16 protein-coding genes are annotated in these 15,538 nt (G+C 54.0%); 9 read left to right on the top strand and 7 right to left on the bottom strand.

Annotated elements, in window-relative coordinates:
• The first annotated feature begins 2 nt into the window (after positions 1-2).
• The 6 genes from argA to EJE49_RS07065 are packed head-to-tail and all read left to right on the top strand — an operon-like array spanning position 3 to position 7,895.
• Positions 3-1,322 (top strand): amino-acid N-acetyltransferase, encoded by a 1,320-nt coding sequence (gene argA, locus EJE49_RS07090; RefSeq protein WP_124949699.1) that lies wholly within the window; start codon positions 3-5, stop codon positions 1,320-1,322.
• Positions 1,319-2,164: a phosphate/phosphite/phosphonate ABC transporter substrate-binding protein gene (locus tag EJE49_RS07085; protein WP_124949698.1), complete on the top strand. Its 846-nt coding sequence runs from the start codon at positions 1,319-1,321 to the stop codon at positions 2,162-2,164. The genes argA and EJE49_RS07085 overlap by 4 nt, the downstream gene beginning before the upstream one ends.
• Positions 2,161-4,575: an EAL domain-containing protein gene (locus EJE49_RS07080; protein ID WP_124949697.1), complete on the top strand. Its 2,415-nt coding sequence runs from the start codon at positions 2,161-2,163 to the stop codon at positions 4,573-4,575. Before EJE49_RS07085 ends, EJE49_RS07080 begins: the two co-directional genes overlap by 4 nt.
• A gap of 33 nt (positions 4,576-4,608) precedes the next feature.
• Positions 4,609-6,204, top strand: a complete 1,596-nt coding sequence (locus EJE49_RS07075) for an ABC-F family ATPase (protein ID WP_124949696.1) — start codon at positions 4,609-4,611, stop codon at positions 6,202-6,204.
• Positions 6,204-6,836, top strand: a complete 633-nt coding sequence (gene purN / locus EJE49_RS07070; RefSeq protein WP_124949695.1) for a phosphoribosylglycinamide formyltransferase — start codon at positions 6,204-6,206, stop codon at positions 6,834-6,836. The genes EJE49_RS07075 and purN overlap by 1 nt, the downstream gene beginning before the upstream one ends.
• Positions 6,837-7,895 (top strand): DUF3108 domain-containing protein, encoded by a 1,059-nt coding sequence (locus tag EJE49_RS07065; protein ID WP_124949694.1) that lies wholly within the window; start codon positions 6,837-6,839, stop codon positions 7,893-7,895.
• A gap of 12 nt (positions 7,896-7,907) precedes the next feature.
• On the opposite strand, the gene EJE49_RS07060 is transcribed toward EJE49_RS07065, so the two are convergent.
• Positions 7,908-9,029 (bottom strand): 5-(carboxyamino)imidazole ribonucleotide synthase, encoded by a 1,122-nt coding sequence (locus EJE49_RS07060; RefSeq protein ID WP_124949796.1) that lies wholly within the window; start codon positions 9,027-9,029, stop codon positions 7,908-7,910.
• An 18-nt stretch (positions 9,030-9,047) separates the two neighbouring features.
• Positions 9,048-9,539: a 5-(carboxyamino)imidazole ribonucleotide mutase gene (gene purE, locus EJE49_RS07055; RefSeq protein ID WP_124949693.1), complete on the bottom strand. Its 492-nt coding sequence runs from the start codon at positions 9,537-9,539 to the stop codon at positions 9,048-9,050.
• Positions 9,540-9,661: 122 nt separating this feature from the next.
• On the opposite strand from purE, the gene argB reads away from it, so the two are divergent.
• On the top strand, positions 9,662-10,549 hold the full coding sequence (argB, locus tag EJE49_RS07050; protein WP_124949692.1) for an acetylglutamate kinase: 888 nt from the start codon (positions 9,662-9,664) through the stop codon (positions 10,547-10,549).
• A gap of 113 nt (positions 10,550-10,662) precedes the next feature.
• Here the strand turns inward: argB and rpmG are convergent, their stop codons facing one another.
• From rpmG to radC, 3 genes are read right to left on the bottom strand one after another with little or no spacing between them, the layout of a single operon-like run.
• Positions 10,663-10,830 carry a 50S ribosomal protein L33 gene (gene rpmG / locus EJE49_RS07045; protein WP_087445827.1) on the bottom strand — a complete coding sequence of 56 codons (168 nt, stop codon included), beginning with the start codon at positions 10,828-10,830 and terminating at the stop codon, positions 10,663-10,665.
• Between the two features lie 10 nt (positions 10,831-10,840).
• A complete protein-coding gene (gene rpmB, locus EJE49_RS07040) occupies positions 10,841-11,077 on the bottom strand; it encodes a 50S ribosomal protein L28 (protein WP_124949691.1) in 237 nt (78 codons plus the stop codon).
• A gap of 58 nt (positions 11,078-11,135) precedes the next feature.
• Positions 11,136-11,810, bottom strand: coding sequence for a RadC family protein (radC, locus tag EJE49_RS07035; RefSeq protein WP_124949690.1), 675 nt, complete (start codon positions 11,808-11,810; stop codon positions 11,136-11,138).
• An 89-nt stretch (positions 11,811-11,899) separates the two neighbouring features.
• Here radC and coaBC point away from each other — a divergent pair, with 89 nt between their 5' ends.
• Together coaBC and dut are read left to right on the top strand one after the other, a co-directional pair.
• Positions 11,900-13,093: a bifunctional phosphopantothenoylcysteine decarboxylase/phosphopantothenate--cysteine ligase CoaBC gene (gene coaBC / locus EJE49_RS07030; protein ID WP_124949689.1), complete on the top strand. Its 1,194-nt coding sequence runs from the start codon at positions 11,900-11,902 to the stop codon at positions 13,091-13,093.
• Positions 13,094-13,101: 8 nt separating this feature from the next.
• Complete coding sequence (dut, locus tag EJE49_RS07025) at positions 13,102-13,551, top strand: dUTP diphosphatase (RefSeq protein ID WP_124949688.1); 450 nt, start codon at positions 13,102-13,104, stop codon at positions 13,549-13,551.
• Here dut and EJE49_RS07020 read toward each other — a convergent pair whose 3' ends face one another.
• Both EJE49_RS07020 and lnt read right to left on the bottom strand, forming a co-directional pair.
• On the bottom strand, positions 13,552-13,944 hold the full coding sequence (locus EJE49_RS07020; protein WP_124949687.1) for a PilZ domain-containing protein: 393 nt from the start codon (positions 13,942-13,944) through the stop codon (positions 13,552-13,554). It abuts the gene before it with no gap.
• Positions 13,945-14,023: 79 nt separating this feature from the next.
• The gene (gene lnt / locus EJE49_RS07015; protein ID WP_124949795.1) at positions 14,024-15,523 is read right to left on the bottom strand and encodes an apolipoprotein N-acyltransferase; all 1,500 of its coding nucleotides are present in this window, start codon (positions 15,521-15,523) and stop codon (positions 14,024-14,026) included.
• Positions 15,524-15,538: the final 15 nt, after the last annotated feature.

Genomic DNA, 15,538 nt, shown 5'->3' with positions numbered 1-15,538 from the left:
AAATGCCTACTATGCCACTCAATTCCTTTGTTCACTGGTTTCGTGCTGCTACGCCTTATATTCATGCGTTTCGCGGCAAGACCTTCGTACTCGCGTTTGGCGGTGAAGTGCTGACCGACGGTCAGTTTACCCGCTTGGCGCATGATTTGAATCTGCTCAACAGTCTGGGTGTGCGGCTGGTGCTGGTGCATGGCGTGCGGCCGCAGGTCGAAGCGCATTTGACCGAGCGCCAGGCGGCAATTCGTTATGTGGACGGTTTGCGGGTGACGGATGCGGATGCGCTGGCCTGCGTGAAGGAGGCCGTGGGCGAGGTGCGGGTTGAAATAGAGGCGTTGCTGTCGATGGGTTTGCCTAACAGTCCTATGGCGAATGCCGACATCCGTGTCGCCTCCGGCAATTTCGTCACCGCGCGGCCACTGGGCGTGCGGCAGGGGGTGGATCTGCAGCATACTGGCGCGGTGCGGAAAATTAACGCAGCTGCCATCCGCCAGCGGCTGGATGATAACGACATGGTGCTGCTGTCCCCACTGGGCTATTCGCCGACCGGCGAGATTTTCAATCTGTCCCTGGAGGACGTGGCAACTGCCGCAGCGCAGGCGCTGGCTGCCGATAAGCTGATTTTTCTGATGGAAACGGATGGCGTGCAGGATGCCGAGGGTGAGCTGCTGCATATTCTGACCGTGCCAGAGGCGCAGCGCATACTCGAACAACATGCAGACCTGGCGGACGATGTGGGGTATTACCTGCCGTGTGCTATCGATGCGTGTCAGCAAGGGGTGGGGCGCGTGCATATGATCAGTCGCCACGTGGATGGTGCACTGCTCACGGAATTGTTTACGCACGAAGGCGTGGGTACGATGCTGACGCCGGCGCGACTGGAAACGCTGCGCACAGCCACGATAGATGACGTGGGCGGTATTCTGCAGCTGATTCATCCCCTCGAAGAGGAAGGCATGCTGGTGCGGCGTTCGCGCGAGCGTCTGGAGATGGAAATAGAGCGGTTTATTGTGCTGGAGCATGATGGTCTGTTGATCGGATGTGCTGCACTGTACCCATTTGTTGATGAGCGTGCTGGCGAACTGGCATGTCTGGCCGTGCACCCGGATTATCGTGGTAACGCACGGGGTGACGTGCTGCTTGAGGCGGCCGAAAAGGCTGCGCGGCAGGCCAGGCTGGAACGTTTGTTTGTACTGACTACGCATACCGCGCACTGGTTTGTCGAACGTGGCTTTGACAGTGCGAATGTGAGTGAACTGCCGATGCAGAAACAGGCGCTGTACAATTATCAGCGGCGTTCCAAGGTGTTTGTGAAAACCTTATGAATGTAACGCGTCGTCGCTTGTGTGCGGCACTTGCGCTGACGGCTTTGCCCATTGCGGGGCGAGCTGAGTCGGCAACGTTAACCATAGGCTTATTTCCCAATTTGCCCGCGCATAGATTGATTGAGCTATATCAGCCGCTGGCAACTTATCTGGCGCAGCTGCTGGGTTGCCAGGTGCGGCTATTTTCTGCCCGGGATTTCAAAACGTTTTATCAGGCGACACGTGATAATCAGTTTGATCTCGTGGTGACCGCACCGCATTTGGCCTGGCTGGCAATGTCTGAATCCGGCTGGCGTCCCCTGGTGACATTCTCCCATTCCGTGACCGGAGTCATTGTTGTTAAACAGGGCAGCGAAATTACGGATCCTAAAAGTTGCCGTGGCAAGTCCGTTGCCATGGTTGATTCGTTAGCGATAGTCAGCCAGTTGGGGCTGGGCTATTTCAAGGCGGCAGGTCTGACAGCGAATACGGATTATCGGGTAAGCAATTTCCGTAATCACGCAGATGCCGCTTTGGCCGTCATGATAGCTAAAGCCGACTGTGGTGTAGTGGGTAAATTGCCGTTCCAGCAAATGGTGGCTGAAGTACAGGGCAAATTGCAAATCATCGGGGAAACACAGTCTGTGCCCAGTCAGTTCGTGATGGCGAGTTCGCGCATGTCGATGGTGTTAAGCGAGCGTGTTCGGGCCGCGCTGGTGGCGTTTCCCCGTGCCCCGTCGGGTGCTACCTTTATTAAGGCTCAGCACTCGGGAATGATGGTTGCCGCTGATGCGAACGCACTTGTACCGATACAGCCTTATGCCCTGGTTACCCGGGCGCTGTTAAGTCAGGGGGGTGAGTGATAAAAGCAGTCCATTTCCCGTTATGGCTCAAAATTCTGGGGGCTGCGCTAACAGTGCAGTTGCTGGTGCTGCTGGCGTTGGGTTACACCAGTATTACTTTACTCAATCAGGCTTTGCTTCAGCAAAATGAGGTACGGGTGAACGAGTTACGTCCATTGTTGAATGCGAACTTGTCGGGCGCGCTATTTCAGCGGGATCTTGCCGGGATCCGCACTTTGCTGCGTGCAGTGCAGCGTAAGCAGGGAATCAGCTACTTGTGGCTGGTTGACGCAGATGGCAAGTTTATTGCCGCGGCAGGACAAGTGCCTGCTGCGTTCCAGGCTGTGCCCCAGGTTAAACCAGTAATGTCCGGGATTATTGATAATGAATTGCCGGTGGAAATCGGTGGCATTCGGTATGGCACTCTGCATTTTGGCTTGTCTACGGAATTGGCTGAGCGCGCAAAGCAGCGTTTGATAGAGCAGGGGTTTCTGGTGGCGAGTGTCACTGAAATTATTGCGTTCCTGCTATTGCTGGTGATGAGTATCTGGTTGACGCGCCATTTGCGGCAGTTGGCGGCCGCCAGCCAGAGTCTGGCGGCAGGGGGTGAGCATATCAAATTGCCGGTCAATACCGATGATGAGGTAGGCCAGCTCAATGCGGCATTTAATGCGATGGCAGAAAGTCTGCAGCAGCGGATAGGCGCGTTGCAGGATGCCGAAACCAGACAGCGTGAAGCCCTGGAGTATGTGCGCGAAGAAGAGGCGCGCCTGGTGGCGTTGTTGTCTGCAATGACGCTGGGTATCGTGTTTGTCGATAAAGCTGGACGTGTCATCTACTGCAATCCCGCCTTCGAGCAGATTTGGGGATTGCGCGATCGTGAGCAGATCATCGGGAAATCGGCGCTGGATTTGTTGCAGCATTCGAATGCCGTACTGGTCAATCCTGCGCACTTTTCCGAGTATATGGTGCGGATGATGCGGGCGGGTAGCGGCATGACCGAATTTGAAATTGAAATGGTGGGCGGCCGTCTGGTTACGCAGGTAACGCGTTCGGTGCTGGCTGATGATGGTCAGGTTCTGGGGTCGTTATGGATATTTGAGGATGTTACCCGCGAACGCCAGACTGCTGCGCAATTGCTGTACCTGGCGGAGCGAGATGCGCTGACCGGATTATATAACCGGCGTAGCTTCGAAAATGCATTGTCCGGCATTTTCAGATCCAATGCGCGTCAGGAGCAGAAGGGTGCCCTGCTGTTTATTGATCTGGATGGTTTTAAATATATCAATGATACGTTTGGACATCGTGCCGGAGATGCCATGTTGATTCGTGTGTCAGGTGTGATTGCTGCCTTGGTCAGGCAAGGAGAGGTTTTGTACCGGTTGGGTGGGGATGAGTTTGCGATCCTGATGCCGAATGTCAGTGACACGGATGCGCAGGCACTGGCGACACGCGTGGTTAATGCCATTGCGCAGATACCTTTCCGCTTTGAAGAGCGCGATCTGCGCCTGACGTCCAGTGTTGGTATTGCGCTTTATCCCGTGCACGCCAACGACCCGGATCAGTTGGTGGCTAGAGCCGATGCGGCCATGTACCAGGCCAAGCAGGCTGGTAAAAACAGCTGGCGCAGTTATCAGGAGAATCTGGACAGCTCGCGCGAGATGGTGTCGCGTATGCAGTGGAGCCAGCGCATCGATCAGGCGCTGAACGAACAATTGTTCGAACTGCATTTTCAGGGGGTGTACATAGTTGCCACCGGGCTGTTGTCACACTACGAAGTGCTGATCAGGATGCGGGAGAGTGCTGATTCCACAGAGTTTGCCATGCCGGGTCTTTTTGTGGCGATTGCCGAGCAATCCGGGCAGATACTGGCGATAGATCGCTGGGTGCTAACTGAAAGTTTGCAAATGCTGGCCAAGCACCCTGAGGTGCCGGCGTTGGCGGTCAATCTGTCCGGGCGCTCACTGGATGATGCCGGCTTGATTGATTTTATTGCCGAGCAGCTTGAACTGTATCAGGTCGATCATCGGCGTTTGATGTTCGAAATTACCGAAACGGCCGCGCTGTCTGATTTGCAGGACGCGCAGCGTTTCATTGAGGCGTTGCGGGAAATGGGGTGCATGGTCAGCCTGGATGATTTTGGCAACGGTTTTTCATCATTCGCTTATCTGAAATACCTGAACGCCAACATGCTTAAAATCGATGGGATGTTTATACAGAATATCTGCGATGAGATGGATAATCAGATTTTCGTGAAGGCTATTGTTGATGTAGCGCGTGGTTTGGGAAAAATCACCGTGGCTGAGTGTGTCGAGACCCAGGATGTGTTTGATATGGTTAAAAAACTGGGGGTGGATATGGTGCAGGGATACTATTTCGACCGACCCGGTCCGGCCATAGTCTTCTCGTCTAAACACCTGCGTTCGGTGTAGAATAGCGCGTTATCAGTTTGTTAGGTTGTTATCGTGATTGCTACCCAAAATCTCACCATTCAGTTCGGGGCCAAGCCCTTATTCGAAAACGTTACAGTTAAATTCGGCGACGGTAACCGTTATGGTTTGATCGGCGCGAATGGCTGCGGCAAATCCACTTTCATGAAGATACTGGCGGGTCAGTTAGCGCCTACTTCCGGCCATGTGGCTCTGGATACAGGTGATAAGCTGGGCTGGTTGCGTCAGGATCAATTTGGCTATGAAGACCAGATTGTGCTGGATGTGGTGATGCAGGGTGATGCTGATTTATGGGCAGTCAAGCACGAAAAAGATGCGATTTACGCTAACCCTGAATCCACTGAAGATGATTACATGCGGGCGGCGGAGTTGGAAGGCAAGTTCGCCGAGCTGGATGGTTATTCCGCTGAAGCGCGCGCCGGTGAGTTATTGCTGGGTCTGGGCATCCCTAGTGCGCAGCATAATGGGCCGATGAAAGAAGTCGCGCCGGGCTGGAAGTTGCGTGTGTTGCTGGCGCAATCCCTGTTCGGTAATCCGGATATTCTGCTGCTGGATGAGCCAACCAATAACCTGGACATCAATGCGATTCGCTGGCTGGAAAACATACTCGATCAGCGTTCCTGCACCATGATTATTATTTCTCATGACCGTCACTTCCTGAATTCGATCTGTACACACATGGCCGATCTGGATTACGGCAAGATCCAGTTGTTCCCGGGCAATTATGATGAGTACATGACCGCTGCGGCGCAGGCACGTGAAGGCTTGCAGGCAGCTAATGCCCGAGCCAAGGATAAAATTGCCGAGCTGCAAACTTTCGTATCACGTTTCTCCGCGAATGCCTCCAAGGCGCGTCAGGCGACGTCACGTGTCAAGCAGATCGACAAGCTCAAACAGGATATGGGCGTAATCAAACCTTCTTCGCGTCAGTATCCCTACATTCGTTTCGAGCAGGAAAAACCATTACACCGGAATGTGGTGGAAGTGACGGACCTTGCTATCGGTTACGATCAGTCTCTGTTCTCAAAATTCAGCGTGATTGTAGAAGCCGGTGAGCGCATCGCCATTATCGGTGAAAACGGTGCCGGTAAAACCACGCTGGTGAAAACCCTGATTGGCGAAATGCCGGCCCTGGACGGTAAAATAAAATGGTCGGAAAACGCCAAGATTGGTTACTATGCGCAGGATCATGCTGCTGATTTTGATAGCGATCTCAATCTGTTTGACTGGATGAAACAGTGGGCGGATGCGGGTGAGGATGATCAGGCCATTCGCAGCGTGCTGGGTAAATTGCTGTTCTCCGGCGATGATGTGAAGAAATCCGTACGTGTCCTCTCCGGTGGTGAGCAAGGCCGCATGATGTTCGGCAAGCTGACGCTGACCAAGGCCAATGTGCTGGTGCTGGACGAGCCGACCAATCACCTGGATATGGAGTCCATTGAATCCATCAATACCGCGGTGGAGTTGTTCAAGGGCACTGTGATATTCGTTTCGCATGACCGTTCATTCGTATCTTCGCTGGCCACACGCTTAATTGAAATCCGTGATCAGCGGGCTGAAATCTTCAACGGTAACTACGAGGAGTATCTGGCTAGTCGCGGCATCGCTTGATGAAATTAGTCGTACTTATTTCTGGCCGCGGTTCTAATCTGCAGGCGATACTCGATGCCGGTTTGCCTGCAGAGGTAGTGGCAGTGCTGAGTAACCGTGAATCTGCAGAGGGCTTACGGCTGGCTGAGGCGCACGGGATTGCTACTCATGCACTGGCGCATACCGGTTTTGCCAGTCGGGCCGAGTTCGATCAGGCAATGCTGCAGTTGATAGACAATTATGCCCCTGATTTAGTGGTATTGGCGGGCTATATGCGCATTTTGACTGACGAATTTGTGCAGCATTATGCGGGTCGTCTGATTAATATCCATCCGTCACTATTGCCGAGCTATACCGGTTTAAACACCCATGCGCGAGCGTTGGCAGATGGCGTTAAAATTCACGGCTGCACCGTGCATCTGGTGACCCCTACGCTGGATCACGGGCCGGTCATTGTCCAGGCGGCAGTTGCCGTGCGCAGTGATGATACTGCCGAAACTCTGGGAGCTCGCGTGCTGGAGGCTGAGCATCGGATTTATCCGCTGGCTATCCGCTGGTTTGTCGAAAATAGACTGGCGGTAGATGCATGCGGTAAAGTAAACTTGTTGAACGGCGAAGGGTCCGAACAGTCGGTGTTTTACCTGGGGGCATAAATGCAACAACACGCCAAACGCATTTTCATCATTGCGTTGCTGATTTCGTTGTTGATACACGTGGTGTTGCTAACCGGGGTGAGATTTACTTTACCCAGCCATGATGACGCGGATTCCAGCGTGATTGAAGCCCGGCTGATGCCGTTACCTGTACCTGCGGCCAAGCCTGCTCCGGTAGCAATCAAGAAAAAACCGGAACCAGTCCGTCCCCCCAAACCAAAATCCCGCCCGGCCCCTGCACACCCGCTTGTCGCGCCACCCATAGATGTTCCTGCACCCCAGGCGCAGCCGCTTGAACCCGGTATGCCTGCGCCGTCACCTCTAGAACCGGGCACAGTAATGCCTGCAGATGCCCAACCCGATGTTACTCAGACTGAGCCTGGCTCAGCAACGACCAACCCTGCATTGAATACGCTGCCGGATAAAGTTGAGATTCAATATAAGGTGGTAAAGGGTATTGATGGTTTTGGGATTGGTAAAGCCAGTTATCTCTGGGTCGCCAAGGATGGGCAATATACGCTGACCAGCATTACCGAGGGCAGCGGTATTTTCTCGTTGTTGCAGCCGGGCAAGCTGGTGCAGATCAGTCAGGGTAAAATTACCCAGTCAGGACTGGCGCCGGACGATTTCTGGATACAGCGTGGGCGCGCTACACCGGACAAGACTACCGCCGCCCATTTTGATTATGCGCATCAGGCGGTGACGATTACTAAAAACAATCGTGCGTTTTCGGTGCCTATGCTGGATAACGCTCAGGATGTGCTCAGTGTGATATTCCAGCTGGCGGTACGCTCACCGATACCCGATGAGATGTTGCTCCATGTCACCACCGGCAAAAGCCTGAAGCCCTATCATGCGATGGTGGTCGGCGAAGAAATCATTCCTACGGCGCTAGGTCAGTTGAAAACCATGCATCTGTCCCGCCCGGCTGAGGAGGATGAAGATGCTATGGACGTCTGGCTGGCGGTGGATTACAACTACGTGCCGGTGAAAATCCGCGTTAACCACAGCAAATATGGCGTGATCGAGCAGCTGATCACCGGTATGCAGGTTAATTAAGCGGACGGATAGTTATAACGCAGCGCGGATTTGTTTGGCCAGCGCCAACGCGGTTTCCAGTGTATTGTCCAGGCAGGTGTAGTGCCCCATCTTACGTCCCGGGCGCGCGCTTTGTTTACCATACAAATGCAGCTTGGCTTGCGGGTAACGCAATAATGCTGCCCAGTTAGGTTGGCTGTCTCCCCAGATATCACCTAGCAAATTGACCATGACTGCCGGAGTATGTTGCGCAGTAGCGCCCAAGGGCAGGTTGCACAAGGCGCGCACCTGCATCTCAAACTGGCTGGAGAGGCAGGCATCCAGCGTATAGTGGCCACTATTATGCGGACGCGGCGCGATTTCGTTGACCACGAGCTGGTCGCCATCAACCACAAAAAATTCCACTGCCATGACGCCGCAGTAATCAAGCTGCTGAGCAATGGCCATGGCGGCATCGCGCGCCTGAGTTGCCAGCGCCGCGGAAACGCGAGCGGGCACGATGCTGATATCCAGTATGCCAGCTTCATGGATGTTTTCTGAAACTGGGTAGAGGGCGATTCCGCCAGCTTCGTTGCGGCCCAGTACCACCGATAACTCGCATTCCAGATTGAGCATTTTTTCCAGCACGCAGACCTCGCCACCCATGCTGGCAAAAGCCGCCTGTGCCTGGGCTAAATCCGCTACGCGAGCCTGACCTTTGCCGTCATAGCCGAAGCGCGATACTTTGAGGACAGCCGGAAATCCAACGCTGGCGCACGCATCGGTCAGATCCGCTGCCGTGCTGATGACGGCAAACGGTGCTGTGGCAAAACCATGCTGACGTAGCCAGGATTTTTCCGCGACCCGGTTTTGTGCAATTTCCACGGCTTCTGCGCTGGGTTTGACCGGGCAGTGCGCAGCCAGATTGCGTAATGTGTCGGCAGGAACGTTCTCGAATTCGGTGGTGATGGCAGCACACGTTTGCGCCATTTGTGCCAAAGCTTGCGCGTCCTGATAGTCGGCACATACATGCGTATCGGCAAATTGGCCAGCCGGGCTGAGCGGATCAGGGTCCAGCACCATGACGTGATAACCCATGGTGCGCGCAGCGATCGTGAACATGCGACCAAGCTGGCCGCCTCCTAACATGCCGAGTGTTGCGCCGGGGAGTATCATTTTGCTCATAGTGGGGCTTTATGCGTCAGGTAAGCTCATGCTGAGCACGGTGTCGGATTGATTGGTGCGGAATGTCTCGAGTTTTTCAGCCAGTGCCGGATCGCCGCTTGCCAGCATGGCTGCGGCAAATAAGGCGGCGTTGGCGGCGCCGGCTTCGCCGATGGCAAAGGTAGCGACAGGAATGCCTTTGGGCATCTGCACGATAGACAGCAGTGAATCCATGCCTTTAAGATATTTTGACGGTACGGGCACGCCGAGCACGGGCACAGTGGTTTTGGCGGCGAGCATGCCCGGCAAGTGGGCGGCACCGCCCGCACCGGCAATGATCGCGCGTAAGCCGCGTGCGTGCGCGCTGGCAGCGTATTCAAACAGCAAATCGGGGGTGCGGTGCGCGGATACGACACGCGCTTCGAATGCTACTCCCAGCGACTTCAACATCAGCGCTGCATGCTGCATGACTTCCCAATCACTGTTGCTGCCCATGACGATGCCGATTTGTGGTGTGCTCATGTCGATAAGTGGTAAGTAAGCGAAAGCGCTATTTTAGCTGATTTTTGTAAAAACACGGCAACACAGAATAACGAGCGCAGCCAATTGAGTTAAAATTCACCATCTTGTTTGAAAGGTCGAATATGCCCACCACCCAGTTTACCCCCGGCGACAAAGCAAATATCCTGTCTGAGGCGCTACCTTATATCCAGCGTTTTTTTGATAAGACTATCGTGATCAAATACGGCGGTAATGCCATGACGGATGACAAACTTAAAGAAGGGTTTGCGCGCGATGTGGTGTTGCTGAAGCTGGTGGGGATGAATCCTGTGATCGTACACGGTGGCGGACCGCAAATTGGCGAGCTGCTGAAGCGCGTAGGCAAGCAGAGTGAATTCATACAAGGGATGCGCGTGACGGACCAGGAAACCATGGATGTGGTGGAAATGGTACTGGGCGGCCTGGTGAATAAGGAAATCGTTAACCTGATCAATCAGCACGGCGGCAAAGCAGTAGGATTAACCGGTAAAGATGGTGGCATGATCCGCGCCAAGAAGATGCTGATCGACGATCGCGAAAATCCCGGTAACAAGCTGGATATCGGTTTGGTCGGTGAGGTGCTGGGGATAGATCCGCAACTGGTTCAGTTGCTGGACACTCGCGATTTCATTCCGGTGATTGCGCCTGTAGGGGTGGGCGAGCAGGGCGAATCTTACAATATCAATGCCGATTTGGTAGCGGGTAAGCTGGCGGAAACCTTGCGTGCGGAAAAGCTGATCTTGATGACCAATATTCCGGGTGTGCTGGATAAAGAAGGTGGTTTGTTGACTGGCTTGTCGGCGCGTCGAGTGGATGAGTTGATAGCAGACGGTACCATTTACGGTGGCATGCTGCCAAAAATTAATTGTGCACTGGAGGCGGTCAAGAATGGTGTGCAAACTGCACATATTATTGATGGCCGGGTTGAGCATGCGTTGTTGCTGGAAGTGCTGACGAAAGACGGCGTTGGTACACTGATTAAGCGTGGCTAAGCGATAGCGGGGTGTCTCCGTCGTTACAGGAGACATCGCTTTCGACAGGCAATAAAAAACCCGCTATGGCAGCGGGTTTTTTATTGTCCGGTCTACATACCCGGCGGGCTGAATTACTTCAGCTTGATTTCTTTGTACAGCACGTGCTTGCGAGCCTTAGGATCGAACTTCATGAACTCCAGTTTTTCAGGCGTAGTACGCTTGTTTTTGCTGGTGGTGTAGAAGTGTCCGGTACCTGCGGTAGACTCTAACTTGATTTTTTCGCGGATTTTGCTAGCCATGTTCTACCCCTTAGATCTTCTCGCCGTTGGCGCGCATTTTTTCTAACACAGCTTCAATACCGTTTTTATCGATAGTGCGCAGTGCAGCGGTGCTGACGCGCAAACGGATAAAACGGTTCTCTTCTTCTAGCCAGAAACGACGTGATTGCAGGTTAGGCAAAAAACGACGTTTAGTTTTGTTGTTAGCGTGGGAAACATTGTTCCCAGACATTGGCGATTTGCCAGTAATTTGACATACACGGGCCATAGCGACCTCCCACGGAATTCGGAAAAACGCGATTTATACCATGTTTTTATAGTAAAAGTCAAAGTAATCCACGTTCGGAAAAAGAAATTGTTGCACTACAGCCTATAATGAAATGGTCTAGAACACGCACGTCTACTAGCGCCAACGCCTTTTTAAGGGCTTGAGTTAAATTTTCATCGGCCTGGCTAGGTTCGGCTACGCCGGACGGATGGTTGTGTGCCAGAATCAGTGCTGCAGCATTATGCGCCAGGGCGCGTTTGACCACTTCGCGTGGATAGACGCTCGCCTGATTCAAGGTGCCTTGAAATAATTCTTCGATAGCCAGTACTCGATTCTGGCTATCCAGAAATACCGCGCAAAATACTTCATGGGCTTTACCAGCCAATGCCAGGCGTAAGTAGTCGCGCACCGCTGCGGGTGAGTTGAGTGTGTCGGTCTGGCGCATCTCTTCGGACAGTGCGCGACGTGCCATTTCCAGCACGGCCTGCAATTGCGCATATTTGGCATCTCCCAGACCGGGGAATGCACAAAACTCCTGATGGCTGGCGGCAAACAATCGAGTCAGGCTTTTGAATTCGTTGATCAGTTCTCGTGCCATGTCTACCGCGCTTTTGCCGGGTATCCCGGTGCGCAGGAAAATCGCCAGTAGCTCTGCATCGCTCAATGCTGCCGCGCCGCGTAATAGTAACTTTTCGCGTGGACGCTCGTCCTCCGGCCAGTCGGTAATTGCCATGCACTCCCCCTTTGTTGTTTTTGACTATGTAAATTCTGCGTATTGATTTTATAAGGTAAAATGCGCTTTTTACGCGCACAGACATAATCATGCCGGAATTGCAGAATAAACGCATCTTGCTGGGGGTCACAGGAGGCATTGCCGCCTATAAAGCTGCCGAATTAACGCGTCTGCTGATCAAGGCCGGCGCGCGAGTGCAGGTGGTGATGACGCAGGCGGCAACACAGTTTGTCGGTGCGAAGACTTTTCAGGCGCTGTCGGGTCAGCCGGTAATTACCGACTTGTGGGACGATGCCAGTGCGAATGGCATGGCGCATATCCAGCTCAGCCGCGAGAGCGATCTGGTCGTGGTGGCGCCGGCTACAGCCGATTTCATCGCCAGGCTGGCGCATGGGCTGGCTGGCGATATGTTATCTACCTTGTGCCTGGCGCGTAGCTGTCCATTAGTTCTGGCGCCAGCGATGAACCGGCAAATGTGGGCACATCCTGCGACGCAGCGTAATGTCCGGCAAATGAGGGAGGATGGTGTTGCAGTGCTGGGGCCGGACGCCGGTGAGCAGGCCTGCGGAGAGGTGGGTGAGGGGCGCATGCTGGAACCCGTCGGTTTATATAACGCAATCGTTGCCCAATTCACGCCTGCGTTGTTGGCGAACCAGCACGTACTGATTACGGCAGGACCGACGCTGGAAAAGCTGGATCCGGTGCGCGCGCTGACCAACATGAGTTCCGGCAAGATGGGGTATGCCGTGGCGCAGGCCGCAATAGAAGCAGGCGCCACCGTAACACTGATCAGCGGGCCGACTTGTATTGCGCCACCTGCTGCGGCTCGGGTGATTCATGTCGAGAGCGCAGCGGAGATGCTGCAGGCGGTGAATCAGCAGGTGCCAGATGCGGATATTTTTATCAGCGTCGCTGCGGTAGCGGATTATCGTCCGCAGCAATCCCATGTCAACAAACTGAAAAAATCCGATGCTACGCTTACCCTTACCCTGGTGCCCAATGTGGATATTCTGGGGCAGGTGGCGCAGTTGCCGAATCCACCGTTCTGCGTGGGTTTTGCCGCTGAAACCGAGCAGTTGCTGGAATACGGTGAGGCTAAGCGTAAGCGCAAACACCTGCCGCTACTTGCGGTTAATCGTGCTCAGGATGCGCTGGGTAGTGATGATAATGAATTGATTTTGCTGGATGACAATGGTGTGCATCCGTTGGCCAAGGCTGACAAGCTCACGCTGGCGCGGCAGCTGATTACGCATATTGCTGATTTATACACTCGTTCACGTTAGGAAAAACCATGGCCCGTACCATAGATGTCAAAATTCTCGATGCCCGCTTGCATGAACATCCACCCAGCTACGCCACGCCGGGTGCGGCAGGCATAGACCTGCGCGCCTGTATTGATGCCCCGATCGAGCTGGCGCCAGCACAAACTATCCTGATTCCGACGGGTATGGCTATCCATATCGGCACGCCTGATCTGGCGGCGATGATCCTGCCGCGTTCAGGGCTCGGGCATAAGCATGGCATTGTGCTGGGTAATCTGGTGGGTCTGATCGATTCCGATTATCAGGGGCAGTTGTTTGTCTCCATGTGGAATCGGGGCCACGCCAGTTTTACCATCAATCCGCTGGAGCGCATTGCGCAACTGGTCATGGTGCCGGTGGTGCAGGTGCAGTTTAATGTGGTGGAAGATTTCGCTGCTTCGGAGCGTGGTGAGGGCGGGTTTGGTAGTACCGGGCGGTAATCAGGCACCGATCGTGCGCAGGTGCCTAAGCATATTCTGCTCGGAATGGCCGTGAAACCCGATAATTTGCAGCCCCATTCGATACTTGTCGCTGGCCAGTATGCAGTTTCTAATCTGTGCGTTGAATTGAATAATGTCGGACGGCACGTGAGCGGCTTTGGAGGGGAGTTCTATCATGACGACCACCGGTGCCGCAGTGATGATAGTCTGCTCACATTCAATGCAGACTCCGGAAGCTGAGGCATCCCGGGTTCTGCCAAATACGCGTACGGTTTCATGGCCGGTTTTAAACATGACCGCCGTGCGCCAGTTTACATAGATGCGCGGGTGCTGCCGACGATCTGCGCCACAGGCGTGTGCATTCAGCAGATTAAGTGCTTCTGATGAGGACATAGATTTACTCCAAACTATATGCAGCTCTATTGTTTATGGTTGTATGCTGTTTATTTTTTAAAGTAGTTGAAGTGTTTCTTTATTGTTGTTTTTGAGTATATTTAAGCGAATTGTATGGATTGTCAAGCTTTGCTTTGCTTTGCTTGTGAAGTAATGCACGTTTTCTGCTGAGCCATGCGGCGCTTAATAACATTCCTCCGGCTATCAGCAGTGTCAGGTTGTTGCCCCAGTGGCTGAATGGTGTAGCGCCCTGATAACCTTGTGCTGTGGTCTTCAGCGTGCCGCGGGTGAAGAGTGGCAGCACTTGTTGTACGACACCATTAATGCCGATGATGGCAGTTGCGCCAGTATTGGTGGCGCGCAGCATTTGCCGGCCACTTTCCAGTGCTCGCATTTGCGAGATCTGCAGGTGTTGCCAGGGTGCGATACTGTCGCCAAACCATGCGTCATTGGTGACGTTGACCAGTATGCTGGCAGCAGGCAATGGTCTGATGATTTCATCACCGAATACGTCCTCATAGCAGACATTGGCGGCGACATGCTGCCCCGCAATGCTGAATGGCGTTTGTGTCAGCGCGCCGCGCGAGAAGTCGGACAGCGGGATATGCAGCACCTCGGTGATGGGCGCGAATACGGATTTGAGCGGGATGTATTCACCAAATGGCACCAAGTGCGATTTGCGGTAAAACTGGGTAACGGCTGTGCCCACATTCATCACGCTGTTGTAATAACTGCCATCAGCATGGCGTTCAGGAATGCCGAATAAAACATCACCGCCATTGATACGCGCATAAGTGGCGAGATCGTCGAAATAGGATTTCGGAACCTGATCGTAAAATAACGGTATTGCGGTTTCCGGTAATACCGTCAGGCGCGCATGGCTGTTAGCCACCATGTTGAGGTATTCGCGCAGCGTAATCAGTACTTGTTCCGGTTGCCATTTAATGGACTGGCTGATATTGCCCTGAATCAGACTGACGCTGAATGGAGCGCCTAGCGGTTGCGTCCAGCTGACCTGTTTCAAGCCTGCGCCTGCGATCCAGATGATGGCTACTAGCCAGCCATAGCGCCGTAGTTGCCATGCCAATATGGCTGAGGACCATGCCAGTATCAGCGATACGCCGAACACGCCAACAATGGGTGCATAACCGGCCAGCGGGCTGACGGGCGCTTGTGAATAGCCGACAGCCAGCCAGGGGAAGCCGGTGAATATCCAGCCGCGTACCCATTCCGACAGCATCCAGGCAGCGGGTATGGCAAGGATGGCAACGCGACCGCTGCGCTGGTAGACATAGCCGACAGCGGCAGGAAACAAGGCGAGGAATGCGGCAAACAGAAAGGTCGCGGTGGCGGCCAGCAGCCATGGCATTTCACCATAAGTATGCAGGCTGATATAGATCCACGACACCCCCGCGCCAAAATAGCCTAAACCAAACGCGAAAGCTAACCAGGCGCTGATACCGGGCTGGCGGTGCCAAAGCCAGAACAGGCCGGCCAGGGTGAACAACGGCACTGCAAACCAGCCAAATGGCGCGAAGCCGAGTACGCTGGCTGCGCCAAGGGCGAATGCAGCCAGCATTAATAATGCTGGCTG

The organism is Sulfuriferula thiophila (assembly GCF_003864975.1).
Lineage (GTDB): Bacteria > Pseudomonadota > Gammaproteobacteria > Burkholderiales > Sulfuriferulaceae > Sulfuriferula > Sulfuriferula thiophila.
This window is presented reverse-complemented; position numbering and strand designations above follow the sequence as displayed.

Bases quoted from the DNA above. Each gene is read 5' to 3' on its own strand.
- EJE49_RS07065 (WP_124949694.1), top strand. From the start codon at position 6,837: ATGCAACAACACGCCAAACGCATTTTCATCATTGCGTTGCTGATTTCG.
- dut (WP_124949688.1), top strand. From the start codon at position 13,102: ATGGCCCGTACCATAGATGTCAAAATTCTCGATGCCCGCTTGCATGAA.
- rpmG (WP_087445827.1), bottom strand. From the start codon at position 10,830: ATGGCTAGCAAAATCCGCGAAAAAATCAAGTTAGAGTCTACCGCAGGT.
- argB (WP_124949692.1), top strand. From the start codon at position 9,662: ATGCCCACCACCCAGTTTACCCCCGGCGACAAAGCAAATATCCTGTCT.
- radC (WP_124949690.1), bottom strand. From the start codon at position 11,810: ATGGCAATTACCGACTGGCCGGAGGACGAGCGTCCACGCGAAAAGTTA.
- rpmB (WP_124949691.1), bottom strand. From the start codon at position 11,077: ATGGCCCGTGTATGTCAAATTACTGGCAAATCGCCAATGTCTGGGAAC.
- EJE49_RS07020 (WP_124949687.1), bottom strand. From the start codon at position 13,944: ATGTCCTCATCAGAAGCACTTAATCTGCTGAATGCACACGCCTGTGGC.
- purN (WP_124949695.1), top strand. From the start codon at position 6,204: ATGAAATTAGTCGTACTTATTTCTGGCCGCGGTTCTAATCTGCAGGCG.
- purE (WP_124949693.1), bottom strand. From the start codon at position 9,539: ATGAGCACACCACAAATCGGCATCGTCATGGGCAGCAACAGTGATTGG.
- coaBC (WP_124949689.1), top strand. From the start codon at position 11,900: ATGCCGGAATTGCAGAATAAACGCATCTTGCTGGGGGTCACAGGAGGC.
- lnt (WP_124949795.1), bottom strand. From the start codon at position 15,523: ATGCTGGCTGCATTCGCCCTTGGCGCAGCCAGCGTACTCGGCTTCGCG.
- EJE49_RS07085 (WP_124949698.1), top strand. From the start codon at position 1,319: ATGAATGTAACGCGTCGTCGCTTGTGTGCGGCACTTGCGCTGACGGCT.
- EJE49_RS07060 (WP_124949796.1), bottom strand. From the start codon at position 9,029: ATGATACTCCCCGGCGCAACACTCGGCATGTTAGGAGGCGGCCAGCTT.
- argA (WP_124949699.1), top strand. From the start codon at position 3: ATGCCTACTATGCCACTCAATTCCTTTGTTCACTGGTTTCGTGCTGCT.